Source organism: Corynebacterium callunae DSM 20147 (assembly GCF_000344785.1).
GTDB classification, from domain to species: domain Bacteria; phylum Actinomycetota; class Actinomycetes; order Mycobacteriales; family Mycobacteriaceae; genus Corynebacterium; species Corynebacterium callunae.
In genome coordinates this window covers 1717877-1743612 of record NC_020506.1, presented here as the reverse complement: position 1 = coordinate 1743612, position 25736 = coordinate 1717877, and the positions used below count along the sequence as shown (strand labels likewise).

Here is a 25736-nt window from a genome sequence, read left to right as displayed (position 1 = left end):
TTTTGCGCGTGGCAAGTGTTTAGTCTTTCTTAGGAACCCCACATTGATAGTTGATACCCAGTTTGAAAAGATCCCGGCCCATGACATTGTGGGCATTAGGGTAATCGTTCAGCCTGAGGAGCTGCCAGAGCTTTTTCAACAAGGCTATGCAGAGATCAAAAAACTCCTGCGTTTTGAAGGTATTGAGCCAGCCGGCCCGGCGCGCTCTTATTACTTCGGCGATGTTTCGGACACCGTAGATATTCTTATTGGTTTTCCCGTTACCTCCGTGCAGGCTGAAAAGCTGCGTCGTGGTGCGCTGAGCCAATCAGGTGGCGATATCGACGATGTGGCGCTGCATCACTTCCGCGATATGAAGACCATGCGTAGCCGTCATGAGGGTCTCTCTGAGGATTTGAATGAAACCTGGGAGGAAATCCTCGATGGTGTCGCCGAGACCGGCTGCACCTTGCCAATGAACACCATTGGTTGGGAAGAATATGTTGATGGTCCCGTCAGCGTAGAAGAGCGCAAAGATTTGGTTACCCAAGTTTTTGTGCAGGTGTGCCAGGTTCCCGCAACTGTCTAAAGCCCACCAATCCACAAATTAGAGGTGTGTTCAGGTTACCTGGACACACCTTTTTAAGTACCAGAGCTTGTCGACGCTGGGCGCCACCGCCTCAGTAACCTTTTTGGTAGTCGGTGGCAAAAGAAAAATACTGTTAGACCAGAAGGTCTAACAGCATTTTTTTGAATCAGCTAGGGAAACTAGCTTTTAGGTGATTACTCAGCGTCTAGGTCGCGCTCGATAAGAGCAGCGATCTTCTCAACAGCCTCGGCGTTATCGGAGGTTACGGTGACCTCGTTGCCGTGCTCTGCGCCCAAAGCCATGATCATCAGGGAAGAAGAGGCATCGGTCTCTTCATCATCGTCAGAACCAACGAGGGTGAGGAAAATGTCATCATCGTACTCGCCAGCTGCTTCAGCGATGATGGATGCAGGACGAGCGTGCAGGCCGACGGAGGAACCAACGGTAACAGTCTTGGAAGCCATTCTAGTTTTCCTTTCTTTGGGCTCTCACTCTATGTGAACGAGAGCACTGTGTTCCAAATCCCTACCAACGGCGGGGAGTTGTTTTAACCTTTTTCAAGTCTACTGAGACTTGGAGTGCAATGCCACGATACCGGACTCAAAAACAATGTCCGTACAGACATCCCGTTAAGCGTTTGCAACCTCGCGAGCTTCAGCTTTTGCGACCTCAGCAGCGGTGGCCTTATTTGGCCAGAATTGCTTAAGCGCAATAACAACCACAGTGGAGACAATGGTGCCGGCGATCAGGGCGATCAACCAGCCCCACCAAGGCTCAATAGCCCAGACCACGAAGATGCCGCCGTGTGGTGCACGTGAACCCACACCAAGAGCCATGGAGATAGCACCGGTGGTTGCGCCACCAGCCATCATGGCTGGGATAACGCGCAGTGGGTCAGCCGCTGCGAAAGGAATCGCGCCTTCGGAGATAAACGCCAGACCAAGCAACCAAGAAGACTTGCCGTTTTCCTGCTCCGCAGGGGTGAAGAGCTTCTTGCGTAGCATGGTAGCGATAGACATTGCGATTGGCGGAACCATACCAGCGGCCATAATAGTGGCCATGATCTGCATAGAAGCCTCGTCACCGGTGGAAAGACCAGCGGTGCCGAATAGATAAGCAGCCTTGTTAACTGGGCCACCGAGGTCGAAGCACATCATGAGGCCGAGGATGATACCGAGCAGCACTGCAGAGGAACCGGACATGGAGCCCAGCCAATCCTGCAGACCAACCATGATGGCAGCCAGTGGACGACCCAAGATCAAGAACATCACAAGACCAACGACCAGGGAGGTCAGCAGCGGGATGATTACCACGGGCATTAGTGACTGAATAACGCGTGGGACCTTCCAGGAGCTGATCCACAGTGCGACAAGTCCAGCGAGGATACCGGTAACCAGACCACCGATGAAGCCAGCGCCGACGGTGACAGAAATTGCACCACCGACAAAGCCCGGTGCGATACCTGGACGGCCAGCAAGGGCGTAGGCGGTGTAACCGGACAACGCGGCGACGATAAAGCCCATGGCGCCCTGGCCTGTGGCAAAGAGGACAGCACCAAAGTAGAGCAGGAAGCCCGAACGATCGAAGGTAGTAGCAACTCCATCGATGTCGATGGTGTTACCAGGCAGGTTGGTCAGGGAGAATTGGGTAGCAATTGCTTGCCAGCCATTGGCCATGTCATAACCGCCGAAGGCAAAACCAAGGGCGAGCAGTAGACCACCGGCAGCCACAAAAGGCACCATGTAGGAAACGCCGGTCATGACAGCTTGCTGGATGCGCTTGCCCCAGCCGAGCTTTTCGCCAACTTCTTCAGCAGCGACAGCTTGTCCAGAACCTGCAACCTTGCGGGCATTAGGGTTCTTAGACGCTGCAATGGCCTCGTCAATCATCTTGGCAGGCTCATTGATTGCGCGCTTGACGCCAGATTCGATAACTGGAATGCCCGCAAAACGCTCGCGATCCTTCACTCCGACGTCGGTAGCAAAGATAACAGCATCGGCAGCTGCAATGATCTTAGGATCCATTGGAGTCACGGCAGAAGAGCCCTGAGTCTCCACAACAAGTTCCACATCATCGCGGCCCTCTGCGGTCTGCGTCAGGGAATCTGCAGCCATATAGGTGTGCGCGATACCGGTAGGGCAGGCGGTAATGGCCACGATACGAGTAACGCTTGACGACGTCGCCGGGGTTGCAGCCGCAGGAGCGGCAGCAACTGGATCCTTAGGTGCTGGGTTGAGAACTGCGTCCACCACGTTGACGATTTCTTCTTCAGTCTTAGCCTCGTGCAGAGCCTGAATGAAGTCCTTCTTAACCAAAGAACGCGCTAGCTTGGACAAGATCTTTAGGTGCTCTTTGCCGCCACCTGCTGGTGCTGCAATGAGGAAAACGATGTCTGCATCGCCGTCTGGTCCGTTGAAGTCAACGGGACGGGTCAAGCGAGCAAAGGCCAAGGTTGGCTCGGATACAGCCTCACTGCGGCAATGGGGGATTGCTACTTTGCCGGGAACACCAGTGCCGGACTTTGCTTCACGCTCAAGGGCGTTTTCTGCAAGTGCTTCAGCAGAGGTGGCGCGACCTGCAGCATGGACGACGGCAGCTAGGCCGTTGATGACATCAGTGGTGGAGCTGCCGAGATCGACATCCAACCTGACAAGAGAGGTATTGATAACGCTACTCATGATGACTCTTTCGAATTCTTAACCTGGGTGACCTCTGCACCAGCTGCGGTGACGTGGTCAGGACGTGGGATTGTGGTGCCGGGCAGAGCCGCGGCGGCGGAACCATAAGAAACTGCTTGCAGAAGTGCATCTTCAATCGTTGCGCCCTTGGTGTGTGCCATCACAAAACCTGCAAGAGCACAGTCGCCAGCACCAACGGTGGAAACAACTTCAATCTTTGGCGTGGAGGAAACCCACGCACCCGCTGCGCTTACCAAGACAGCTCCAGCGGCACCGAGGGTGACAAGAACCTGTTCGATTCCGCGGTTTACCAGAACTTCAGCAGCAGAGATGATGGCGGAGTAATCACCTTGAAGCGCCAAAGCTTCAAGTTCTTCACCATCGGTTTGAGCTAATTGTCCAAGCTCGAGACCATTGGGTTTAATGAGGTTTGGGGCAGCACCTGGCCTTTCTAGATTCTTCCCGATTTCCATCAACGGCTGATCGGAGGTGTCCACTGCCACGCGCACATCAGGACGAGCCTCATGGATTAGCGCAGTAAGCTGTGAATACCAGTCTTTTGGTGCCCCTGGGGGCAGGGAGCCCGCCAGCACAACCCAAACAACCTCGGGCGTCAGCGCGTCGACAAGCATCTTTTCCAAGCTTTTAAGCTTTGCTTCACTCAGTGGAGCACCGGGGCCATTGAGCTTGGTGGTGGTGCCATCAGGCTCGGTGATGGTGGTATTGGTACGCACATTGGAAGCAATGCCGACCGATGCGACAGGTAGTCCGATATCGCGCACGAGCGCAATGAAGGGATCCAACTTGCCAGCTGGGAAGATGGCAAGGGTTTCAAGTCCAGCCAGCTGCACAGCATGGGCCACGTTAATGCCCTTACCGCCGGCTACTGAGGTAACCGAGGTGAGGCGCTGGACAGCACCTCTATTAAGCTGCTCGCCCAAGCTGAGCGTGGAATCAATACTCGGGTTGGGGGTGAATGTAATGATCAAGGGTTAATCACCTGGAAATCTTGATTGGGTAATGCGTGGATATCGTCTGAATCTGTCACTAAAACATCAAAATCAGCGGGTGAAGCAAATCCATGATGCCAGCGTGGTTGTTGTGCAGATGCTGAATGAACTGCCACCGTGAAGCGTGAATTTGCGATCATTGCTTTTTTGATCGGAATAGTTTCTGGATAATCGGTGCTAAGTCCGGCTCTGGAATCAAAGCAATCTGCGTTGACAAAGGCGATGTCGGCGCGCAGCTGAGAAACCATTTTTACGGCCTCCGGACCAATAACTGATTGGCTTTCCCCGTGGACATATCCTCCGAGAATCGCAGCGGTTGTAGCGCCGGAATCCGAAAGTGCAATCACCGCGCCGGGGGAGTTGGTGACTACCGTCCACCGTGCATTTTCGGGAGGATCTCCCAGCACAGTGGCTAATGCGGTACACGCTATCCCTGCGTCGAGGAAAATACTGCGTACCTGAGGATCAATTAGTTGGGCTGCCTTTTCCACCAAATGCAACAAGGTCGGATCAGGTGGTAGGCCTGGAACTTTCAACGGCTTAAGTGTTGACGATGAAGTTCCATCGGGTTCTGGGGTTATAGCCCCGCCATGCACACGCTGAACTAAGCCGTGGGACTCCATTATCCGCAGGTCTCGCCTGATTGTCTCCGAAGTGACATCAAAGTGTTGCGCTAATTCTGCAACGCCAACGCGACCAGTGGGCAATAGCAAAGCCAAGATATTGTGTTGACGCTCAGTTTGAGTCATCTTGGCTCCTTTGGCTTAAACAGGTGCACAACGACGGAACGTTGTGACATTAGTTGTGACAAGAGGAACAGGAAAATGTTGGTTTATTTCCGATTTCTAAATTTTCAGTTGTGGTGAAAAAGTTTGAGATCCTTGCGGAAAAATAGCCCTTTTTAAGGCATTTTTCGCACAATGTGTCTCGCGTCACTAGAATGGTGTTATCGCAAAAATAACTCCCAAAAACCAAGTTAAACTGCGAAAACTTCAAATGTGAGCAGCATCTCATCCTTAGAAATATTGTGCCCTCATAACAACACGCTATGTTGATATGTGTTTGTTTGTCAATATGATTATGTTTGATTAGTTGCACAACTGTTGATTTTGTGGTGATCTTGAGGGAAACAAGTCTCAGACTGTGAGGATAAGGTGGCTATAGTGGCCGATGTGATTCAGGACACCGTACTGAAGGGTACTGGCGTTGTTGGTGGAGTTCGTTATGCAAGCGCAGTGTGGATCACTCCGCGCCCCGAACTTCCCTCCGCAGGCGAAGTAGTTTCGGAAGAAAAGCGCGATGCTGAGCTCGAAAGATTTGATCAGGCAGCAGGAACCGTTTCTGCCCGCCTGTTGGAGCGCTCAGCACATGCTGAGGGCCCAGCTGCTGAGGTCCTCAAGGCGACTGCAGGCATGGTTAATGACCGTGGTTGGCGCAAAGCTGTTATTAAGGGCGTGAAGGGTGGACACCCTGCGGAATACGCCGTAGTTGCAGCAACCACCAAGTTCATCTCCATGTTTGAAGCTGCTGGTGGCCTCATTGCAGAGCGCACCACCGACCTGCGCGATATCCGTGACCGCGTTATCGCAGAGCTCCGCGGCGAAGAAGAGCCAGGCTTGCCTGATGTTTCTGGCCAGGTTGTGCTCTTTGCTGATGACCTTTCCCCAGCAGATACCGCAGCGCTTGATACCGAGCTCTTCGTAGGCTTGGTTACTGAGCTCGGTGGCCCAACCAGCCACACCGCCATCATCGCGCGCCAGCTAAACGTTCCTTGTATTGTCGCCACCGGCCCCAAGATCAAGGACATCAAGTCCGGCGAAAAGGTGCTTATCGACGGCAGCCTCGGCACTATCACCCGTAACGCGGACGAAGCTGAGGCAACCCAGTTGGTTGCTGAGTCTATGGAGCAGGCTGCTCGTATCGCCGAGTGGAAGGGCCCAGCCCAAACTAAGGACGGTCACCGTGTGCAGTTGCTTGCCAACGTCCAAGATGGCAACACCGCACGTCAGGCAGCAGAAACTGAAGCTGAAGGCATTGGCCTCTTCCGTACCGAATTGTGCTTCCTTTCTGCCACTGAAGAGCCTTCTGTAGAAGAGCAGGCAGAGGTTTACTCCCAGGTGCTGGCAGCATTCCCAGAATCCAAGATCGTGGTTCGATCCTTGGATGCCGGTTCCGATAAGCCAGTTCCATTTGCTTCTATGGCAGATGAAATGAACCCTGCTTTGGGCGTGCGTGGTCTGCGTATTGCCCGCGGCAATGTTGAATTGCTCACCCGTCAGCTTGATGCAATTGCCAAGGCTGTTGCAGGTCTTGGCCGTGGCGACGAAGCTCCAACCTGGGTTATGGCACCAATGGTGGCCACCGCTTATGAAGCCAAGTGGTTTGCTGATATGTGTCGCGAGCGCGGACTTATTGCCGGCGCAATGATCGAAGTTCCAGCAGCTTCCCTCATGGCCGATAAGATCATGCCACACCTGGACTTCGTATCCATCGGTACCAATGACCTCACCCAGTACACCATGGCTGCAGACCGCATGTCCCCAGAATTGGCATACCTGACTGATCCTTGGCAGCCAGCGGTTCTGCGTTTGATCAAGCACACCTGTGATGAGGGTCAGCGCTTTGACACCCCAGTTGGTGTTTGTGGCGAAGCAGCCGCTGATCCACTGTTGGCAACTGTTTTGACCGGCCTGGGAGTTAACTCCCTGTCAGCCGCTTCAACTGCACTTGCTGCAGTCGGCGCTCAGCTGGCTGAAGTTGACTTGGAGACCTGTAAGAAGGCTGCCGAGGCAGCTTTGGATGCAGAAGGCGCAACCGAAGCTCGTGCCGCTGTCCGCGCAGTAATCGAAGCAGCAAATAAGTAAGACCTGGAGCCTTAACACTTAGGAGTTAAGGCCCACATGTGAAAGTGGCTCGAAGTTCTGTTGAACTTCGAGCCACTTTTTGTTGTGTTTTTGTGCTAAGTCAGAGCACGGATCTCCACAAATTGTGGTTGCAAGCGGTCTGGGGTGGGAATGAAGTTATCCCACTCACTGCCTTCAGCATTGGCATAAGCCACCGCGCGAGCAAGATTTACTGCCGAATCATCAACTTCCAAATTGGAAGACAAGAAACCCGCCGTGAAAGATTCCCGCCAATTGACACCTTGTTTTCCGGAAGCCTGAGTATAAGTGCATAGCAGTGCTTCATCTTCGGAGACCAAGATTGCCTCGGTGCGCTTGTTGGTGATTATGACCTGCCTAATACCCTTCTTAACCAAGGACTTGGCGGCATTAAGAAGTGGGGCATGATCGCCATGAGCCCACGGATCGCGCAAGCTGCCTGGAGTATGGCCACCGCTGAGTTCAAGTTCTTCAGAGGGAATAATCAAAGTGTCCGGCGCAGTGGCTGCCAGCTGGCGCACTACCGCACGCAAAGCAGCACCAGTGGCAGCGATCGCAACTTTGACATCTGGGTGATATAGGCGCAAGGAACGTACCACGTCCACATACCAAGCTGCTGGAGCGATAGCGGGCAGATTACCGCCTAAGAGAACCCAAGTAGCATCTTCAGCTCGACGCACCACTAGATCGCGCAGAATAGCTAGTTGTGAAATATCCAAAGGCATAGGTGAATGCTTAAAGCGAGTTTCATGGCCGGTGGAATCTCTCATGGTCAGATGCATCGGGATGGGACCTGGAACGGGAATGATCTCATGGGGGAGACCTGCCAAGGTAACCAGGCGCAGATAGTGTGAAATTTCTGGAGCGGGGAATACCGTGAAGGTTTCTACACCGCCATAAAACAGCGTGGCGGCTACACCAGTGCCGAAACCGCCAGCAACGGTAGAGACTTGAGTGATGGGATTTGCCTCACCTATGTTGATGTCACCGCTGACTTCATTGGTGCTGAGCAAATAGGGACTGACTGTAACAGTTAGGATCACTTTGCAATCACAACCTCTATGCCGCGTTCGCGCAACTGGTCCACAAAACTTGTAGGCGCACCGGAGTCCGTGACGATGACATCAATATCATCAATGGAGCCAAAACTTACCAGGTAGTCAGTGCCCATCTTGGTGGAGTCACACAAGACCACCACCTTGTGAGCATTAGTGATCATCGCGGACTTCATTGCCGCTTCTTGTGAATCAGCGGTGGAAAGCCCATGATCAAGGGTTAAAGCATTTGTACCAATAAACACCACATCAGCGCGCATTAGTGCCAAGGTGCGGAGTGCGATATCGCCGACCACTGCCTGGGTAATGGCACGCACACTGCCACCGAGGAGCTGTACATCATCGAGGCCAGCATTCGCCAAATTAAGCGCAATTGGTAGGCAGTTTGTCACGATAGACCATTGTTTGGAATTTGGGTGGTCTGCGATAAGATCTGCCAGCGCAGTTACGGTGGTGCCAGCATCTAGGAATAACCCACCGTGAGAAGTTGGCAAGAATTGCATGGCTGCCTTGGCAATGGAGTATTTGGCAGATGAAGCTGAACGGAAACGAGTGTCCAAGCTTAGCTCGGTGGTTTGGAAAGACTGTGTTGCTACTGCGCCACCGTGCACGCGGTGCACGATGCCTTCTCTATCTAGAACTGCGAGATCTCGTCGAATGGTTTCTGCAGTGACGTTAAAACGTCCTGCTAACTCTGTGACATTTACCCGTCCCTCTACCGCCGTTAATGAGGCAATCTGGCGGCGACGCTCCTCTGCGTACATGTCACTCCCTTAAAGCAAAAAGACAATCTATTGAGTATGTCCGACCTATACTCCTAGTATTTCATTGAATAACGTCCGAATAGGCTTTTTTCTTTTGTGTGTGGCGATCAAAAATCTTGAAATTCACAAAAGTGGGCAGCAATTTTAGTAAATCTCACAAATTGGAGTGGAAAACCCACAGGTAAAACCACTATTAGTGATCCCATTAGGGAAAATCGGACTTTACCCCCAAAAGAGGTAGAAAAAAGCCCCGACTCAGAGTGTTTGCGTGAAACACTCCAAAAGTCGGGGCTTAAAAATGACCTAAAAATTTATAGACTGCGGGCTAAAGCTTTCGCATGACTGAGACGACCTTGCCCATAATCTCAGCATCTTCTCCGGGGATTGGGGCAAAGGAATCATTATGTGGAAGAAGCCAGATTCCCGTGGAATCCTTATGGAACTCTTTCACAGTTGCCTCGCCGTCGAGCATTGCTGCGACAAATTCCCCTTGTTCCGCAACAGGCTGAGAGCGCACGACAACCCAGTCTCCATCAAGAATGCCAGCATCACGCATGGATTCTCCAACAACCTGGAGCATAAAGAGCTCACCATCGCCGACAATGTCTGCGGGAAGTGGGTAGTACTCTTCAATATTTTGCTCAGCCAGGATTGGGCTACCCGCTGCAATCTTTCCAACAACTGGGATAAATGATGCTTGGGCGGCAAATTCGGTAGGGGAGCCCGCTGGAGTCTCAGCCGCTGCCTTCGCCTTCGAATCCGCTTTAGGGGTGCGAGACTCAGTTTCCGGCAAATGGCGAACATCCACTGCGCGAGGCTTATTGGGATCTCTACGGAGGAAACCCTTCTTCTCAAGTTCTTTGAGCTGATAAGCCACGGAGGAAGTGGACTGTAGTCCAGCAGCATCTCCGATCTCTCGGATGCTTGGCGGGTAGCCGCGCAGAACAACCGCGTCTCGAATGACTTCTAGAATGCGACGTTGCCTATCGGACAAGCTGGCTGGATCGGGCCTGCCATTAGGAAGGGTTTTGGCAGTGCGGCTGCCACGACTTCCTCTAATTCCACTTTTCTTTTCAGCGGCCATGGGGTGTTCCTCTCATCAAAGTCTCTAAATTTCTAGGTCTTAAAAGCCGTCAAAGCCCTTTTAGATCACTGCTGGTACCTGCGGATCTAAAAATCTGCTTGCAGCTCAATAGCTATTCGAACTTTTGTAAACAATCTCAATTCCTAACCATACATGTTTTCCAGCGGGAATGGTACGAGTGTTCGAGATTTTTTGAAGAAGTATGGACAATGTTCGAACTGGGTGATATAAATCGAACATAGAAACTTGCTCGAACATGTGAACGGTAACTTTGTTCGAAGATGTCGTAGGTAAGTCTTATGATGTGGGCAGTTTAAAGTGAAAGGTGATTTGAAATGAGTAATCCCGTGGTTGACATGCATAATGATCCAGTAAAGGTGCGTGGAATGGTGGTACCTTCAGCAGCTGTTTGGATGGCTGAGGTTCCAGGTGTTGAGGTTGCTCGATCAGTTAATGTTCGAACGCTTGACAGTTCGAATAAGGGTAAACCTCAGAGCCTGGAAAGTGATCAAATAAAGCGACATCATCCACCGATTTATCGGCCACGGATAGAAATAAATTCCAGCTCGGAAAGTGCTCAAGATTTGAAGAACTATCCCGACGGACGTTCGATTAAAGAACTACTAAAGCAATGGGCTGGTGGCGCGGTATTTGGAATGGTTGTCTTTGTTTGCTTGTTGTGGTCGCAGTCTGGCGAGGAAGAGATCACTCCTACCTTTCCTGAGACTCAAATGGTGGGTGTATCTCTCCGAGATTAGTTTGATCCGGGGATTACTGGCATAGACTGACATGAGCAAATTTTTGAACGCAGTGTTGTAAAAGCATTGCAAATTAAAGGAGTCTGCACGTGTACTGTCCCTTTTGTCAGCATGACCACTCAAAAGTAATTGACTCCCGAGTAATTGATGGTGGAAGTGCCATTAGGCGCCGGCGAGAATGTAATGAATGTGGCGGTCGATTCACTACCGTCGAGAAGGCAATTCTGCTGGTAGTGAAGAGAAATGGGCTGACAGAAGCTTTTAGCCGTGAAAAAGTTATCACCGGTGTGCGTAGGGCATGCCAAGGCCGAGATGTCTCCGACGACGCGCTGAAACGGTTGGCTCAACAAGTAGAGGAGACTGTCCGAAGTAGTGGCAGCTCCCAAATCCGAGCCAATGAAATCGGTTTAGCCATTCTTGATCCGCTGCGCGAACTTGATGAAGTTGCATACCTTCGCTTTGCTTCAGTGTATAAATCATTTGAGAGCGCAGATGACTTTGAAAAAGAGATCAGGCTAATGCGACGCCGTGGTCGGGAATAACCAATATTAGAGAAATCAAGTTCTAAAACTAGAAAAACCTCGATTGGCACCTTTTATTAGGTGCCAATCGAGGTTTTTGATGTGGGAGGAGACTTAGCGCAGTTTGTCCACGGCTTTTCTAATCCGCTGTGGAGAAACAGGCTGCGGGGTTCCCAAACGCTGAGCAAAAAGACTTACTCTCAGCTCTTGGATTTGCCACAAAATATCCTTTACCTCGCGAGTGTTGCGTCTTTGGCTCGGCAGCTTATTTAGACGAGACTCAAGGTATTCCTCGACACCATTAACCTCATCTTGACGGTCTGCATCACGATCGGGATTTTGGCTCATCTCCTCCATTCGAATTTCCATGGCATGGAGATATCGAGGTAAATGGCGCAATCGGCTAATGCCGTGAATGCTAATAGCCTGCTTAGGTAGGAGGAACTTCAGCTGAGACTTCATATCTTCAATTGCTGCGCCAGTCCAATTGGAAAGCTCAGATTTCAGCGTTGCATAGTGCACCAACGCAGGGGCGAGATCTACTACGGTGCGTCGTACAGCAGCTGGTGTTGCCGGCTTCACCTTTTCCAAAAGCACCTGGAATTCCTCAGGGGAGCGAACCGCACCTCCATTGGCAATCATCAAGTCTCTAATGGCAGCGATACGGGCATCACCAACTAAACCTTCTGAGCCACCATGAGGATAGTTATCAACCGCTACCTTTTGCTGCAGCGGCAGGCCCTTGACCATTTGCTTTGCAGAAACCTCAATCTCGCGCATCAAAAGAGTCAAGGTTGCCGTGATCATCGAGGCATCAGCTGCGGCCTTAGTCGGAAGTACCTTTACTGAGACTCCTGTAGGGGAGACAACAAGCGCTGGATAAGCAGAAACCTTTTGACCATCGACGACGGTTTCGATGGTCTCATCAATGGTGCCTAGGGTTTGAGCGGTCCATTCCTTAGTCTCATCTTGTTCTGAGGCTTTAGCGACGCTGGATACAGAGGCTTTGATCTGATTTGCTCGACGTTGCTTTAGCTTGTCCAAGTCTTTATCGCGGTCAACGATCTTGCCGTGCCTATCCACTGCAGCATAGGTAATGCGCAGATGGTCGGGAAGTTTGGAGGGATTAAAATCAGAAGAGTTAATCCCAGTTCCGCCCAAAGAGCGCAAAGCATCGGCTAGTTGAGAAGTTAGCGGTGAACCATATGGGTGCAAAAGAGCCAGTGCACGCTGGGCAAACTCGGGGGCAGGTACCACTGTGCGTCGCAAAGCTTTAGGCAGGGTGCGAATCAGCTCTGTGACCAAGTCAAGGCGCACACCTGGAACCAGCCAGTCGAAGCCTTGGGCGTCCAAACCACCAAGAACAGGAATGGGGACAAGGACCGTCACGCCGTCATCACGGTGGCCAGGTTCAAAGTGGTAGGTGAGATCAAAGACGAGATTCCCCTTGTGCCACTTATCTGGGAAGGCCTCCTCACTAATGGCACTGGCTTCCTCATTCATGAGTTTCTCGGGATCAAAGTCGAGGAGATCCGGTTGCTGCCTAGAAGTCTTCTTCCACCAAGAGTCAAAGTTCCGGGAGGTGGTGGCGTTGTCTGGCAGCTTGGAGTCGTAGAAAGCAAAGAGGGCGTCTTCATCAACAACGATGTCGCGGCGGCGTGCCTTAGCTTCAAGCTCACCAATTTTTTCTAGCTTCTCGGCATTTTCATGGAAGAAGCGGTGGTGAGTAGTCCAATCGCCTTCAATCAGCGCATGGCGGATGAAGAGATCACGGGCGGCTACTGGATCAACGGTATGGTAGGGAACCACCTTGTCGGCGATGATGGTGACGCCATAAAGCGTTGACTTGCGGTGCACCATCGCAGCACCTCGTTTAGAGGACCAATAAGGCTCGGAGTATTGATATTTCAGCAGGGAGCCAGCAAGTTTTTCTACCCATTCGGCCTCAATCTTGGCTACATCGCGAGCCCAAAGACGAGACGTCTCGACCAATTGTCCGGCCATGACAAACTGAGGTGGCTTCTTGGCAAGAGCGGAGCCAGGGAAAACCATAAACTTGGTGCCACGTGCACCGGAGAACTCGCGGCTTTCACCATCACGCGCGCCGATTTGGGAAAGCAGACCAGAAAGCAATGACTGGTGGATAACCTCAGGTGCGGCATCATTGGCTACATTTTCTTTTTTAGCCCAGCCGAGCTGCTGGCCAACTTGTTCCAACTGACGCACCAGATCCCACCACTCGCGAATTCGCATGTAGTGTAGGAACTCTTTTTTCATCTGCTTTCTAAAAGCGTTGCCACTACTTTGTTCGCGCTGGTCAGAAATGTATTCCCACAGCTTCAGGAAGCCAAGGAAATCAGAGTTGGTGTCCTTGAAACGAGCATGGGCTTGATCGGCTTGAGCTTGGAATTCCAGAGGCCTTTCGCGCACATCTTGAATAGTCATGGCTGCAACAATGACCATGACAGGGTAGAGGGATCCAAGTTTATTGGCCTCCACCAACATGCGAGCCATACGCGGATCAACAGGTATAAGTGCTAGATCACGGCCAATAGGAGTTAAGCGAGGAGAGCCGTCTTCAGAGGATTCTTCTGCCAGAGCGCCAAGTTCATGAAGTAACAGCACGCCATCGCGAATGGAGCGCTGCTCAGGAGGCTGCACAAAGGGGAATTTATTAATATCGCCCAGGCGCAAGGAGGCCATGCGCAAAATGACGCTCGCGAGGTTGGTGCGCAGAATTTCGGGGTCAGTAAATTCTGGACGGGAGGCGAAGTCCTCTTCGGAGTACAAGCGGATAGCAATACCATCGGCAACGCGGCCACAGCGACCCGAACGCTGATTAGCGCTGGCCTGGGAGATTGGCTCGATAGGCAAGCGTTGCACTTTGGTGCGCACAGAATAGCGAGAAATACGGGCTGTACCAGTATCTACAACGTAGTGAATGCCGGGAACCGTCAAAGACGTTTCAGCAATGTTGGTGGACAACACGATGCGACGCCCGGAGTGGGGGCTGAAAACTCGGTGCTGTTCTTCATTGGAGAGACGACCAAAGAGCGGGGTGACCTCCACACCCTTCCACCGGCGACCTTCGATAGCTTCCATGGCATCGCGAATATCTCTTTCGCCGGCGAAGAAACAGAGAATGTCTCCATCGCCTTCTTCCATGAGTTCCTCCAGCGCAAAACACAGGCCATCAAGAGGATCAATATCAATTGTTTTATCGCCTTCTTGGATTTCCAAGGGGCGGTAGCGGATCTCTACGGGGAAGGTACGTCCGGAAACCTCGATGATTGGTGCTGGCTTATTGTCGGCATCGGCAAAATGCTCGGCAAAGCGCTCAGGATCAATAGTTGCGGAGGTAATAATGACTTTAAGATCAGGGCGCTTGGGCAAAAGCTGACGCAAATATCCCAAGATGAAGTCAATGTTGAGAGAGCGTTCGTGGGCCTCATCGATAATGATGGTGTCATAAGCATTGAGGAAACGGTCGCGCTGCATCTCAGCAAGCAAGATGCCGTCCGTCATCAGCTTCACAGCAGTTTTGGAAGACACCTGATCATCAAAGCGAATGGCATAACCTACGGTCTGACCAATTTCCTGGCCAAGTTCATCTGCAATACGCTCGGCCACCGTACGCGCAGCCAAACGACGCGGCTGGGTGTGTCCAATTAATCCACGTCGGCCGCGGCCCAATTCCAAACAAATTTTAGGAATCTGGGTTGTCTTACCGGATCCGGTTTCACCAGCAATGATCACAACTTGGTTATTGCGAATTGCCTCGGCGATATCGTCTCTACGCGCACTAACTGGCAGTGTTTCGGGGTAGGAGATTTCGGGAATAAGCTGCGTTTTTGCGTCGATAAGCAAACTAGCTTTATCGATGTCAGCCTTAATGGCACTGAGCGCCTTGGGGGCGCGGGCCTTGGACAATCGGCGCCTAAACGTGCGTTCGTCGCTTAGGGAGACTCCCTCGAGGAGTTCGTACAGTGCTGCCTTGGAGAGGCTGGATTCAGAAGTAGTCATGACTAGGGGAATATTCTACTAGCTCGGGAAAGATACTACGACTCTGTAGCCTGGTGGGCAGGTATGGTGGATAACTGAACGTTCAGTGATTTTGGCACCGGAAACGCAGCGCCGATGGGCCGGTGAGTTTTAGCAAGGGGAGAATCTAAGAAACCATGAGCGAAGATAACAACAGCGCACGCAATGGTCATGATGACTCTGAGGACCGTTTTGATGAGGATGGTTTTCAGCATTTTGGGCAAAATGAGTGGAGTGCAGGTTCTCGCCCAAAATATGAACCAACCTCCCATCCGGAGGATGCACCTGGCGGTTTTCGGCCTTATGAGGGGCCAGTTGATGGGCAAGCTGGAAGCCAAGGACAGAGCCAGTGGAAGAATCAAGACCCATATCAGGGCTATAGCCAGGGATCTGCGCCAAACTACGGAACCTCGCCTTATCCCCAAGGCTCCCAAGGCCCTCAAGGCAATGGGGCAGCAGGTTATCAGAGTTTCGGGGGCGCTGCGGGATTTGAAGGTGCCGGCCAAGGTCCATTGGAAAAGGGCAGTGGTCGCGTAGATCTAACGCGAGCTGTGAAATTTGGCTTTAGAACTGTCTTTTCCAATCCCACGATTTGGCTTTTGGGAACCATTGCACTTGGACTCTTTTTTATTCTGCTAAGCGGAATTGCAGGATTTATTGCTTATTCTCTTGACCCCACTGGCGCAGCTGCAAATAATCTATTTTCCACACCTAATATCGTGACGAATGTGATCATGTTTGTGGTCAGCGCTGCGGTAACAATTGCAGTGCTGGCGGGCGCTTTGGTCTCTGTTGATGGACGCAAAACTGTGCTGGGGGACTTCTTTAAGCCAAAAAATGTAGCTCAAACAGTTACTTTAATTTTTGTGCTTGGCGTATTCAGTCTGGTGGTTGGAGGATTAACTTCCAACGTAATGGCAGAAGCTATCAAAGTAGATGAAACGCTGAGCACCATTGATGTGAATAATTCAAGCCTTGGACTCGTGCTCTTTGGCCTGCTAGCTATGGTGCTTATTAGCCCTTTGTATAGCTTTTGGACTTTTTATACAGCTGATGGCACGCACTCTGCGGCAAGCGCCGTTAGCCATGGCCTTAAAGACGCAGCGCGTAACTATCCAAAATTGCTGCTCTTCCAGGTCCTCGGTGGATTTGTCATGATTGTTATCGGTGTCCTCACAATTTTCCTCGGATTAATCGTGCTGGCTCCGGCATACTTCTTAACAAGTGCTCACCTTTACCGTCAGATGAGTGGCGGGGTAATTCCTGCAGCTCCGCGCAATTGACTGGAGCTAAAGCGGGGCCTGAGCGGAGACCGGCATCGGGCAGGGCCCGTATCAGGGGCATCAGTACAGCGCTAAAAAGAGAGTCTTTCCCACACTGTAAAAGTGTAGGAAAGACTCTCTTTTCCTATGACGTTACTTGAACTCTTAACGCTTCTAAATGCTGTTGACCAGAGGTGATGTTGTCTTTAGCTCAATACCTGTTTCCCGTGCATGCTCCAGGGAACGCATAAAAGCGCGTTGCAAAATCCGAGCAAATTGCTCAAATTCTTCAGCGCGGGAGGAAGAAGATCGATAAACCAATCCCATTCGACGGTTAGCTGTTACGTCACTGCTAAAGTTCGCGGTTGCTAGCCCCGGGCGGGTGCATTCCCAAGGCACTGCGCTTACAGGCACCAAGGTAGAGCCGTGACCTGCTACAACAAGTTGCATCACAGTGGTCAGGCTGGAAGCGCGAGTGACTGCGGTAGTAGAGCTAATTGGATTAATCTCTGCCCGACGGCACAAATCCACAATCTGATCGTGTAGGCAGTGACCATCTTCCAATAGCAAAAGATCAAGCTCATCAAGTGCGGAAAGCTGCAAATCTTGACGGCCGGCAAATTGGTGATCAGCTGGGACAACGACTATAAAATCTTCCTCGTATAGCGGAATTTCCTTCATACCGGGAGCCTCGGAAGGCAGCGCCATCATGGCTACATCGATGCGACCATCACGCAAGGAGGCTAGTAGATGCTTGGTTTGATCCTCCACAATATGTGGCTCCAGATCGGGATATTCCTGATCCACAATTGAAAGCATTGAAGGCAAAATATAAGGCGCCGCGGTCGGAATAATTCCCACAGTCAGCGGGCCGGTGAGGGTACCATTCGCACCCTGAGCATGGGAAAGGAAGGATTCTGCGGCATCAAGCGTGGCCTTGGCATAAGGCAACAGCTTTTCACCAGCAGGGGTGACAATAACTTTTCGAGTGGAGCGTTCAATTAACTGCACGCCTAAACCAGTTTCCAAAGCAACTAGTGCCTGGGATAGAGAAGGCTGTGAAATGGATAATTTTGCCGCAGCAGTACCGAAGTGTTTGCATTCGGCGATGGTAGCGAATGTACGCAACTGCGCAAGTGTAGGCCGGTACTCTTTATTGCTCATGCCTATAATAATATCCAGGTTCTTTTAAAAAGGGTAATGAAAAGCACGAAGTCACATTTGTTTAAGCTGGCACTATAGGTTTTGCACATTAGTGCAACATCTTAAACGCTGCTTATCGACGCGCCCTGCCTCAGAAATTTACCCGTGCGCGCCGGGGTGCAGCCCCGGCGCGCTGCTTATTGGTAATCAATTTCGAGGCTAGCGAAGCGAACTTCTCCTGCCTCATCAGAGGCATCAAGATCCACTGTTGCCACAAAGGCGAAGGAATTATCGCCTTCTGGATCCTTAATAGTCTGCCTGACCTGCCACATTCTGCCATTTTGTTCCAGCTTGAAAAACTCTGGTCCGCGAGCAGCCGGACCAGTATCCAAGTCCGCATACTCTTCGAAATATGCATCCATGGCAGCCCCGAAATCAGGTGCCTGATCCAAATATTCCGTCATGGTGCCCAGCTGATCTTCCTTCTCATAAGCAAAGAGCTCAACCAGGCGGAACATTGCATTTCGGATCATGATGCTAAACGCCCTGCGGTTGGCGCTCAATGCGGTGGGATCTTCTACACCAAAGGCCAATTCACGCTCGAGGGCCTCCTTAGAAATTGGTGCATCAGGATCCGCCATTTGTGCCCATTCATCAACCAAGGAAGAGTCAACTTGCTTGATGAGCTCTCCCAGCCATACGACCACGTCATTTAACTCTTCGGTGGTTGCTTCTTGGGGCAGTGAATGTTGCAGCGTGCGCCAGGCATCAGTGAGATAGCGCAGCGCCACACCTTCAGAACGTGCCACTCCATAGGTTGCCACCAAATCAGAGAACGTCATGCCATGCTCGATCATGTCTCGCACCACAGACTTCGGCTTGATCTCAAATTCCTTCGCCCAAGGGTGACCCTCGCGGAAAGTTTCAAAAGCCTGCTCTAGTTCATCCTGCAAAGGCTTTGGCCAAGTGACGTCTTCAATTAGTGCCATTCTTTCGGTGTATTCCACACCCTCTGCCTTGAGCGCTTCGATTTCCTCACCTCGTTTGGCCTTTTGCTGGGCGATAAGAATTTGGCGTGGATCTTCCAAGATGGCCTCAAACACACTGATGACATCGAGAGTGTAGGTATCCGACTCTTTATCCAACAAGGTTAATGCTGCTAGAGCAAAAGGAGAAAGTGGCTGGTTGAGGGCGAAGTCGCGCTGCAAATCCTCGGTCAATGCATAGTAGCGACCATGTGTATCCGGGCCATCCGGTACCTTTTCCACAATGCCGGCGTTGAGCAAGCCACGGAAAAGCTCAATTGCGGTGAGGATATCTTTATTCTGCTTGGTTCTGGTGTCATGATTTGAGCGCAGCAAATGCTTCATATGCTCAAAACCATCACCATCGCGCGCAATGACATTTAACAACATGGAGTTACTGACCTTGAAATAGCTGGTCAGCTGTTCAGGTTCAGCGGTAGTTAGGCGCTCATAGGTTTTCTTAGTCCAGGTAACCTCACCAGGACGAGTGGCCTTTAGGCGCAGCTTCTTAAGCTTCTTTGGATCTGAGCCAGCTTTTTCGCGAAGGCGGTGGTTTTCAATCTCATGCTCAGGTGCTTGAATCACCACGGTACCGATGGTGTCATAACCTGCGCGACCAGCACGGCCTGCAATCTGATGGAATTCACGAGACTTCAAAACGCGCTCACGGGAGCCATCAAATTTAACCAGGCCGGTCATCAAAACCGTTCTAATTGGCACGTTAATACCAACACCCAGGGTGTCAGTTCCGCAAATAACCTTCAATAGGCCAGTTTGAGAGAGCTTTTCGACGAGACGACGGTACTTTGGCAGCATGCCTGCGTGGTGGACACCAATGCCACGACGAATCAACCTCGACAAGGTTTTTCCGAAGGTGGTGCTGAATCGGAAATCTCCGATCTCAGCTGCAATGCGCTCCTTTTCCTCGCTATTAATGATGGTCATTGATGTAAGAGATTGTGCTCTTTCAATGGCATCGCGTTGGGTAAAGTGCACCACATAAATTGGGGCTTTAGAGGATTTCAGCAGTTCCTCGATGGTCTCGTGAACTGGCGTGTAGACATAGGAGAATTCCAGGGGCACAGGACGCTCAGTTCCACCCACAAAATTGGTGGTACGCCCGGTGCGCTGGCTAAGGTCTTTTTCCAACCATTCAGTATCACCCAGGGTTGCCGACATCAACAAGAACTGAGCACGTGGAAGTTCGAGCAGCGGGACCTGCCAGGCCCAACCACGATCTGGCTCCGAGTAGTAGTGGAATTCATCCATTACTACCTGATCGATGGCCGCTGCGGCGCCGTCTCGGAGTGCAATATTTGCCACGATTTCAGCGGTGGCACAAATGATGGGTGCTTTGCCGTTGACAGTGGCATCGCCTGTCATCATTCCGACATTTTCTGCGCCGAAGATTTCACACAGGGCGAAGAATTTTTCACTTACTAAGGCTTTGATGGGAGCGGTATAAAAACTACGTTCTCCACGGGCCATCGCAATAAAGTGTGCAGCGATTGCGACCATGGATTTGCCCGACCCAGTTGGGGTAGCAAGGATGACGTTGTCTCCAGCGAGGATGCCGAGCGCAGCTTCCTCCTGAGCAGGATAAAGGGAGATCCCACGTTCACGGGTCCACGCCAAAAAGCTATCAAAAATGGATTCATCCATAAGGCTTTCGGGGACGTCTGAAAGATCCGGCAACATTTGAGAAAGGTTCACAATTAACTAGCGTAGCTAACCCAGTGGACATCGGGGGTAACCGAGGAGTGTGGGGGATAGGCGTCTGATCGCATTGGCAGCTAAAGGGACATTATTAGTGACTCAATTGCAGGGCTTCACACTGGCAAAGCGTCGTATAGCTCTCCTCGACTAAAAGGGCGGAGAAAGGGGTCGACCACCGTTAATTGTGGGTAACCTGTGGGTTAAATAGAAATTAAATATTAATGAAAATATTTGTCAAAAACGCTCGACTTGAGGCGATGGAGACCGTTAAAATACATGGTGTCTCCTCACTGGAGCGGGGGAGGCAATTTAGCTAGACAATTCCATCGTGAGGGAAAGTTCTTTTCACTTGGCTGTAGAAGGTTTTCCCTGCATTGGTAGTTGGCTAGTCCTTTCTATAAGGAGTTCTTGACACTTCGCCTTATGGGAGGAAGCATGAGTGCCTCCCACCTCTTCTTGCGTCGGGGTGGGAGGCTTATTTGTGGCACAATTTGCCGGCCCCGCTAACCTTTCGTCTAACTTTAATGAAAAAGATGATCAATATCACAGCTTAAAATCTGGAATCTCAAACCTAAGGCTTTTTAAATACATAGTGTGACCATTTGTTGGATTGGCGTAACAGGTAAACGTCCATATCCAGTAGCTGGTTACACCATCTGTTCAAGCGTCAACGGTGTGAGGCATCATGGTCGCCGGAATTTTGATCGCCCCACAAATAAGCTCAACGTGTGAACTGTGCTGGCCCTAAGTCTGGAGTAGGGCGAGCATAGAAAATAGATGACTAGCCTCCACCTGTTTTGCCTCAGAAACGGCAGGTGGGGGTAAGTCTATTAGAAGAACCAGGCAGCAAGATGCAGCTGAAAGTTGGCTCAAGTCGAGTTTCGGGCCCACAGAAAAGATCCTATAAACCTGAAATGCAAGATTTATAGGATCTTAAATAAGCTAATTATTCGGCAGAATCAGATTCCGTAGAGCCACCATTGTCATCAAGTCCTGCGAGGAACTTTTCAAACTCGGCACCAATCTCATCACCGCTCGGTAGATCTGATTCGCCAGGCATAACCGCTTGAGGATGGCGATCACGGTAACGCTCCAGCTCTTCGTCATATTGCTGCTCTAGCGCTCCAACAACGTGCTGGATCTCGGCAGACTCGGCTGTCTGATCCATAAGCTGGCGGTGTACCTTTTCAGCATCTCGTTCAATCGCCATCAAAGGCAGATTAAGATTCGCGGACTCTGAGATGGACTGCAGCAGCTTCAACGTCGCAGCTGGGTAAGCAGAAGCTGCAACGTAGTGAGGAACATGGACGGTATAACCCGCAACGTTCTTTCCGCGTTCAGCAAGAACCTTTTCCAACATCAACGATGCTGATCCTGGCACGGTCAATCGCGCATCCATGGTGAACTGATCTTTTAGACGATGTGCGGAGCTGCCATGGGTAGAAACCACAGTTGGGCGAGTATGAGGCACCGTCATTGGAGCTGCATAGAGGCAAATCGTGTTTTCCACGCCGAATTTGTCGGCGAGGTCCGCAACAGCATTGCTAAAGGCACCCCACCTGAGATCTGGTTCAGGGCCAGCCAAGACAAGGAATGGTTTGTTGTCGGTATCACGAACAACATGAAGACCGAGGTTGAGGGGATCAATCTCGGTGACCTCATTGTGCTCAATAACAACCGCTGGTCGCCTGGAACGATAGTCGATAAGTTCGTCGTTATTAAAGGAGGCAATCAATCGATGATCAAGTGCCGCCAGCATGTGAGAGGAACTCGCCTCTACTGCGTGTCCAGCATCTGCGTAACCCTGGAGAGCAACAATGAGAGTGGGACCCTCAGCGTTGCTTCCGCTCACCTCAGGTGACGGGTATTCAAGCTCGTACATACGATCATTGTTATCCGACATTTTTTCCTCCTTTTACACCAGTCTCATAGAAGAGAGAACTCTACCGATAGAAGGTTGATAGACAGCTGATTAATATTTCTCAGATCTTGCTGTGCACAACTTCTTTAGTTCAGTTCTTTTTGCCTCGGAATTACGGTGGTACCGCCACTTTAAAGGCAACTGTTTACTTCAACGCAACCTTGGTGAAAAATAATCCCGCAAAATTACATCAATGTTAGGTTCTTCTCATGTGAGTGAAGGATTATCTTACTAACGCCTAAGGGGCCGCCTAAAGCGCTTGGGTCGATCATAGTGGGTAGCCCTTAAAAAGTGTCAATATTGCACTGCCAGGAACCCGTGTGAACTGGACTTTTAAGCAGGAAACTCCAAGAGCCTGTGGATAGAAAATTCTATCCACAGAAAATCAGTCTTCTGACACTACCAGTAGGAGACGCGCTGAAAAATGCCCTGCATACTGAGCACCATGCCAGAAAATCACTCACAAAACCCACAGTTCTCCACCCTCAAAACTCCTGGTGAACTCCTCGCCAACGTTCCTGGAATCCTTGGTTTTTACCCCTCAGAATCCTTGGTTTTCATCACACTTTTCCATCAACAAACCGCAACCCGCTTTGATCTCGGCCCGGTACTCCGCATCGATATTGATCATCCACAATTGCTTAATGAAGTCGGAAAAACTCTCACTCATCTTAATCCTGATCTCACCTTTTGTTTTATCGTTTCTGCAGATCATCCCCTCGACAAGATCGAAGAGATTGCAGAACATTTATTTAGAATCAACAAAAAAGACGCACCGGAAATCATTGGTTGTTGGTACACCAAAGGAATTTTCAGTGGCGAGCCCTATCAACTAGTTTTTGGCCCAACCGAAGAAGCTCTGGATGTCTGTGACTATGGCATTTCAAAGTGGGAAGCTGGAACCATTGCACCCATTATGAGCGCCATTGCCACCTCTAAGTTGCTAGAGAACGGCCAATTACCTGAGGCAAGCCGCAGCGACGCCTATTCAGTTTTTGAAGAGACCTCTGAATTCCTCTCCCTAGAAGAAATTCAAGATCTCCGAGAAAGAGCCAGCAGATTGGGACACGATATTGAGGAAGCAATAGAATGTGATCCTCTTGGAGGAGCATATGAAGCAGCACTAGATAAATTCCAAGAACTCATTGATCAATTAAAAACTTATGAAGATTCCCTCACAGCTGAAATGATTATGCAAAAGCCTGAGCTGCTACGAGATGGTGGAGCATTTTTCTCACGAATAATCTTGAGAGATTCAATTTTGCACCACTGCGTTGAATCCCCACGTCAAACTGCCGCACTGTGCTTAGCAATCGGCCGAACCTTTAGCGGGGAAATTCGAGCAAATGCATTGTGCCTTTATGCACTGTCGGTAATTGCACTTGACCTGGGTATGAAAGCTATTCCAGCACTGGATGCAGCTTTGCGCTCTGCGCCGCGGCATAATCTAAGCGACTTGCTTCGTCGTGGTATGATGGAAGGTTATTCTAAGGGGCTAATCGACGCCTGTATGAAAGGTAATCGCGCCGTCAAAAAGCAATTTTCACCAGCAGGGGGGAATAAGCGACAGGGAAAAGCAAAGCAGCCTCAACAGAAGAAATCTGCTGAGGCTGCTTAAAAAGACTACTTGCGACGAGCCACGTGGGCCTTATCTCCCAATTGGGAGGTAAATGCCCACGCATCCTCGACAATGGTACGTAGATCAGTGCGTTGTGGCTTCCAACCGAGTTCGCGCTTTGCCTTTTCGGAAGACGCGATAAGAGTTGCTGGATCGCCGGCGCGCCGGGGAGCAACCTCTGCAGGAATTGGATGTCCAGTAACTTCTCGACACATTTCCACAACTTGCTTCACGCTATAACCATCGCCGGAGCCGAGGTTAAAAATGCGGTGGGTGCCAGAGATATTAGATTCCAACGCCAAGACATGAGCCTCAGCTAGATCCAAAATGTGGATGTAATCGCGAACTGCGGTTCCATCCGGGGTAGGCCAGTCATCGCCGAACATGAAGATCTTCTCGCGGTGACCGGTTGCTACCTGCAATACCAAAGGAATGAGGTGGGTTTCTACCGCGCGGTTTTCGCCAATATTGCCATAGGCTCCAGCAACGTTGAAGTAGCGCAAGCTGGTAGCACCAAGTCCATATGCCTTCGCATATGAGGTGATTGCGTGATCAATAGCCAGCTTGGTTGCACCATAAGGGTTGGTAGGGGTCGCGGGCGCATCTTCAGTGATGGGAACAACTTCTGGTTCACCATAAGTTGCAGCTGTGGAGGAGAACACCAGGTTTTTAACACCATGTTTGTTCATAGCATCCAACAAGGTCAGTGCTGTCACAACATTGTGCTGCCAGTACTCTGCGGGCTTTTCGACGGATTCACCCACGAGGGAACGTGCCGCAAAATGGACCACGCCTTCGTAGCCACCTTGGCTAAGAACCTCGTCTACAACTTCACTAACTTCAGCTTCGACCAGGGTGGCACCTGCTGGTACTGCCTCTGGATTTCCCGTGCTGAAATTATCGATAATGGTGACATCGTGTCCGCGTTCCACAAGGACTGCAGCAGCAACGCTGCCGACATATCCTGCTCCACCAGTGACCAGAAGCTTCATCCGTTTTAGCCTTCTACCTTTTCAACTCGAACTGCGTGCGCCAGATCGTCAATAAGCTCGACGCTTCTGTCGTTATGGCTGATGACAACTCGGCCATTTTCATTGATGATGTCAACGATAGTTCCGATGGTCACACCAGCATTGCTCAATGCCTGGAACTGCTCCTGGTCTACCTGCAGGATTTCATTTAGCTGCACAATGCGAGCCTTCAGCTGCTGGCCTTGTGGCAAGTCGATAGCGCGAACGCCAGAATCAGAGTCAACTTCCTGAGCCAGTCCGATGTCGGAAAGACCTGGAATTGGGTTGCCGAAGGGGGAGCGGTGAACATCGTCAAGCACCTCAACTAGGCGACGCTCAACTTCATCACTCATCACGTGTTCCCAGCGACAAGCTTCTTCGTGGACCTTGTGAATATCTAGTCCAATAATGTCGGTGAGCAAACGCTCAGCCAAACGGTGCTTACGCATCACCGCGATAGCAAGTGCACGACCCTCTTCGGTCATCTCGAGGCTACGGTCGGTGCTGACATGGACAAGTCCATCGCGTTCCATTCGAGCAACAGTCTGGCTGACGGTTGGGCCGGATTGCTCTAGGCGCTCCGCGATACGAGCGCGTAGTGGAATAATGCCTTCCTCCTCAAGCTCGTAGATGGTGCGTAGATACATTTCGGTGGTATCGACCAGATCCTTCACAGGAGA

At 51.0% G+C, this 25736-nt stretch carries 19 protein-coding genes; 6 read left to right on the top strand and 13 right to left on the bottom strand.

Annotated features, from left to right (window positions below):
• The first annotated feature begins 43 nt into the window (after positions 1–43).
• Positions 44–568, top strand: a complete 525-nt coding sequence (locus tag H924_RS08240; protein WP_015651499.1) for a hypothetical protein — start codon at positions 44–46, stop codon at positions 566–568.
• A 194-nt stretch (positions 569–762) separates the two neighbouring features.
• On the opposite strand, the gene H924_RS08235 is transcribed toward H924_RS08240, so the two are convergent.
• From H924_RS08235 to H924_RS08220, 4 genes are all read right to left on the bottom strand, one after another.
• The gene (locus H924_RS08235) at positions 763–1032 is read right to left on the bottom strand and encodes an HPr family phosphocarrier protein (protein WP_015651498.1); all 270 of its coding nucleotides are present in this window, start codon (positions 1030–1032) and stop codon (positions 763–765) included.
• Positions 1033–1197: 165 nt separating this feature from the next.
• The gene (locus H924_RS08230; RefSeq protein WP_015651497.1) at positions 1198–3246 is read right to left on the bottom strand and encodes a PTS fructose transporter subunit IIABC; all 2049 of its coding nucleotides are present in this window, start codon (positions 3244–3246) and stop codon (positions 1198–1200) included.
• Entirely contained in the window at positions 3243–4235 is a 993-nt protein-coding gene (locus H924_RS08225) for a 1-phosphofructokinase (RefSeq protein ID WP_015651496.1), read from the bottom strand. The genes H924_RS08230 and H924_RS08225 overlap by 4 nt, the downstream gene beginning before the upstream one ends.
• On the bottom strand, positions 4232–5005 hold the full coding sequence (locus H924_RS08220; protein ID WP_015651495.1) for a DeoR/GlpR family DNA-binding transcription regulator: 774 nt from the start codon (positions 5003–5005) through the stop codon (positions 4232–4234). The genes H924_RS08225 and H924_RS08220 overlap by 4 nt, the downstream gene beginning before the upstream one ends.
• A 414-nt stretch (positions 5006–5419) precedes the next feature.
• On the opposite strand from H924_RS08220, the gene ptsP reads away from it, so the two are divergent.
• A complete protein-coding gene (ptsP, locus tag H924_RS08215) occupies positions 5420–7120 on the top strand; it encodes a phosphoenolpyruvate--protein phosphotransferase (RefSeq protein WP_015651494.1) in 1701 nt (566 codons plus the stop codon).
• Between the two features lie 95 nt (positions 7121–7215).
• Here ptsP and H924_RS08210 read toward each other — a convergent pair whose 3' ends face one another.
• From H924_RS08210 to lexA, 3 genes are all read right to left on the bottom strand, one after another.
• Positions 7216–8181: a carbohydrate kinase family protein gene (locus H924_RS08210; RefSeq protein WP_015651493.1), complete on the bottom strand. Its 966-nt coding sequence runs from the start codon at positions 8179–8181 to the stop codon at positions 7216–7218.
• Complete coding sequence (locus H924_RS08205; RefSeq protein WP_015651492.1) at positions 8178–8957, bottom strand: DeoR/GlpR family DNA-binding transcription regulator; 780 nt, start codon at positions 8955–8957, stop codon at positions 8178–8180. The genes H924_RS08210 and H924_RS08205 overlap by 4 nt, the downstream gene beginning before the upstream one ends.
• Positions 8958–9282: 325 nt before the next feature.
• Positions 9283–10041, bottom strand: a complete 759-nt coding sequence (lexA, locus tag H924_RS08200) for a transcriptional repressor LexA (protein ID WP_015651491.1) — start codon at positions 10039–10041, stop codon at positions 9283–9285.
• Between the two features lie 335 nt (positions 10042–10376).
• Between lexA and H924_RS08195 the strand changes: the two genes are divergently transcribed.
• Positions 10377–10799 carry a hypothetical protein gene (locus H924_RS08195; protein WP_015651490.1) on the top strand — a complete coding sequence of 141 codons (423 nt, stop codon included), beginning with the start codon at positions 10377–10379 and terminating at the stop codon, positions 10797–10799.
• 89 nt (positions 10800–10888) lie between these two features.
• On the top strand, positions 10889–11341 hold the full coding sequence (gene nrdR / locus H924_RS08190) for a transcriptional regulator NrdR (protein WP_015651489.1): 453 nt from the start codon (positions 10889–10891) through the stop codon (positions 11339–11341).
• A 93-nt stretch (positions 11342–11434) separates the two neighbouring features.
• Here the strand turns inward: nrdR and hrpA are convergent, their stop codons facing one another.
• Positions 11435–15343, bottom strand: coding sequence for an ATP-dependent RNA helicase HrpA (gene hrpA, locus H924_RS08185; RefSeq protein WP_015651488.1), 3909 nt, complete (start codon positions 15341–15343; stop codon positions 11435–11437).
• 155 nt (positions 15344–15498) lie between these two features.
• Here hrpA and H924_RS08180 point away from each other — a divergent pair, with 155 nt between their 5' ends.
• The gene (locus H924_RS08180) at positions 15499–16644 is read left to right on the top strand and encodes a DUF2189 domain-containing protein (protein WP_015651487.1); all 1146 of its coding nucleotides are present in this window, start codon (positions 15499–15501) and stop codon (positions 16642–16644) included.
• 153 nt (positions 16645–16797) lie between these two features.
• Here the strand turns inward: H924_RS08180 and H924_RS08175 are convergent, their stop codons facing one another.
• From H924_RS08175 to H924_RS08165, 3 genes are all read right to left on the bottom strand, one after another.
• Entirely contained in the window at positions 16798–17787 is a 990-nt protein-coding gene (locus H924_RS08175; protein WP_015651486.1) for a hydrogen peroxide-inducible genes activator, read from the bottom strand.
• A 176-nt stretch (positions 17788–17963) separates the two neighbouring features.
• Positions 17964–20504: a DEAD/DEAH box helicase gene (locus H924_RS08170; protein WP_015651485.1), complete on the bottom strand. Its 2541-nt coding sequence runs from the start codon at positions 20502–20504 to the stop codon at positions 17964–17966.
• Between the two features lie 949 nt (positions 20505–21453).
• On the bottom strand, positions 21454–22410 hold the full coding sequence (locus H924_RS08165) for a proteasome assembly chaperone family protein (RefSeq protein WP_015651484.1): 957 nt from the start codon (positions 22408–22410) through the stop codon (positions 21454–21456).
• Between the two features lie 463 nt (positions 22411–22873).
• Between H924_RS08165 and H924_RS08160 the strand changes: the two genes are divergently transcribed.
• Entirely contained in the window at positions 22874–24046 is a 1173-nt protein-coding gene (locus H924_RS08160; RefSeq protein WP_042392627.1) for a DUF4192 domain-containing protein, read from the top strand.
• A gap of 5 nt (positions 24047–24051) precedes the next feature.
• Here H924_RS08160 and galE read toward each other — a convergent pair whose 3' ends face one another.
• Both galE and H924_RS08150 read right to left on the bottom strand, forming a co-directional pair.
• The gene (galE, locus tag H924_RS08155; protein WP_015651482.1) at positions 24052–25038 is read right to left on the bottom strand and encodes a UDP-glucose 4-epimerase GalE; all 987 of its coding nucleotides are present in this window, start codon (positions 25036–25038) and stop codon (positions 24052–24054) included.
• Positions 25039–25043: 5 nt separating this feature from the next.
• The gene (locus H924_RS08150; protein WP_015651481.1) at positions 25044–25730 is read right to left on the bottom strand and encodes a metal-dependent transcriptional regulator; all 687 of its coding nucleotides are present in this window, start codon (positions 25728–25730) and stop codon (positions 25044–25046) included.
• Between the last annotated feature and the right edge of the window lie 6 nt (positions 25731–25736).

Bases quoted from the DNA above. Each gene is read 5' to 3' on its own strand.
- H924_RS08235 (WP_015651498.1), bottom strand. From the start codon at position 1,032: ATGGCTTCCAAGACTGTTACCGTTGGTTCCTCCGTCGGCCTGCACGCT.
- H924_RS08230 (WP_015651497.1), bottom strand. From the start codon at position 3,246: ATGAGTAGCGTTATCAATACCTCTCTTGTCAGGTTGGATGTCGATCTC.
- H924_RS08220 (WP_015651495.1), bottom strand. From the start codon at position 5,005: ATGACTCAAACTGAGCGTCAACACAATATCTTGGCTTTGCTATTGCCC.
- H924_RS08205 (WP_015651492.1), bottom strand. From the start codon at position 8,957: ATGTACGCAGAGGAGCGTCGCCGCCAGATTGCCTCATTAACGGCGGTA.
- lexA (WP_015651491.1), bottom strand. From the start codon at position 10,041: ATGGCCGCTGAAAAGAAAAGTGGAATTAGAGGAAGTCGTGGCAGCCGC.
- H924_RS08195 (WP_015651490.1), top strand. From the start codon at position 10,377: ATGAGTAATCCCGTGGTTGACATGCATAATGATCCAGTAAAGGTGCGT.
- hrpA (WP_015651488.1), bottom strand. From the start codon at position 15,343: ATGACTACTTCTGAATCCAGCCTCTCCAAGGCAGCACTGTACGAACTC.
- H924_RS08180 (WP_015651487.1), top strand. From the start codon at position 15,499: ATGAGCGAAGATAACAACAGCGCACGCAATGGTCATGATGACTCTGAG.
- H924_RS08175 (WP_015651486.1), bottom strand. From the start codon at position 17,787: ATGAGCAATAAAGAGTACCGGCCTACACTTGCGCAGTTGCGTACATTC.
- H924_RS08165 (WP_015651484.1), bottom strand. From the start codon at position 22,410: ATGTCGGATAACAATGATCGTATGTACGAGCTTGAATACCCGTCACCT.
- H924_RS08160 (WP_042392627.1), top strand. From the start codon at position 22,874: ATGCCAGAAAATCACTCACAAAACCCACAGTTCTCCACCCTCAAAACT.
- galE (WP_015651482.1), bottom strand. From the start codon at position 25,038: ATGAAGCTTCTGGTCACTGGTGGAGCAGGATATGTCGGCAGCGTTGCT.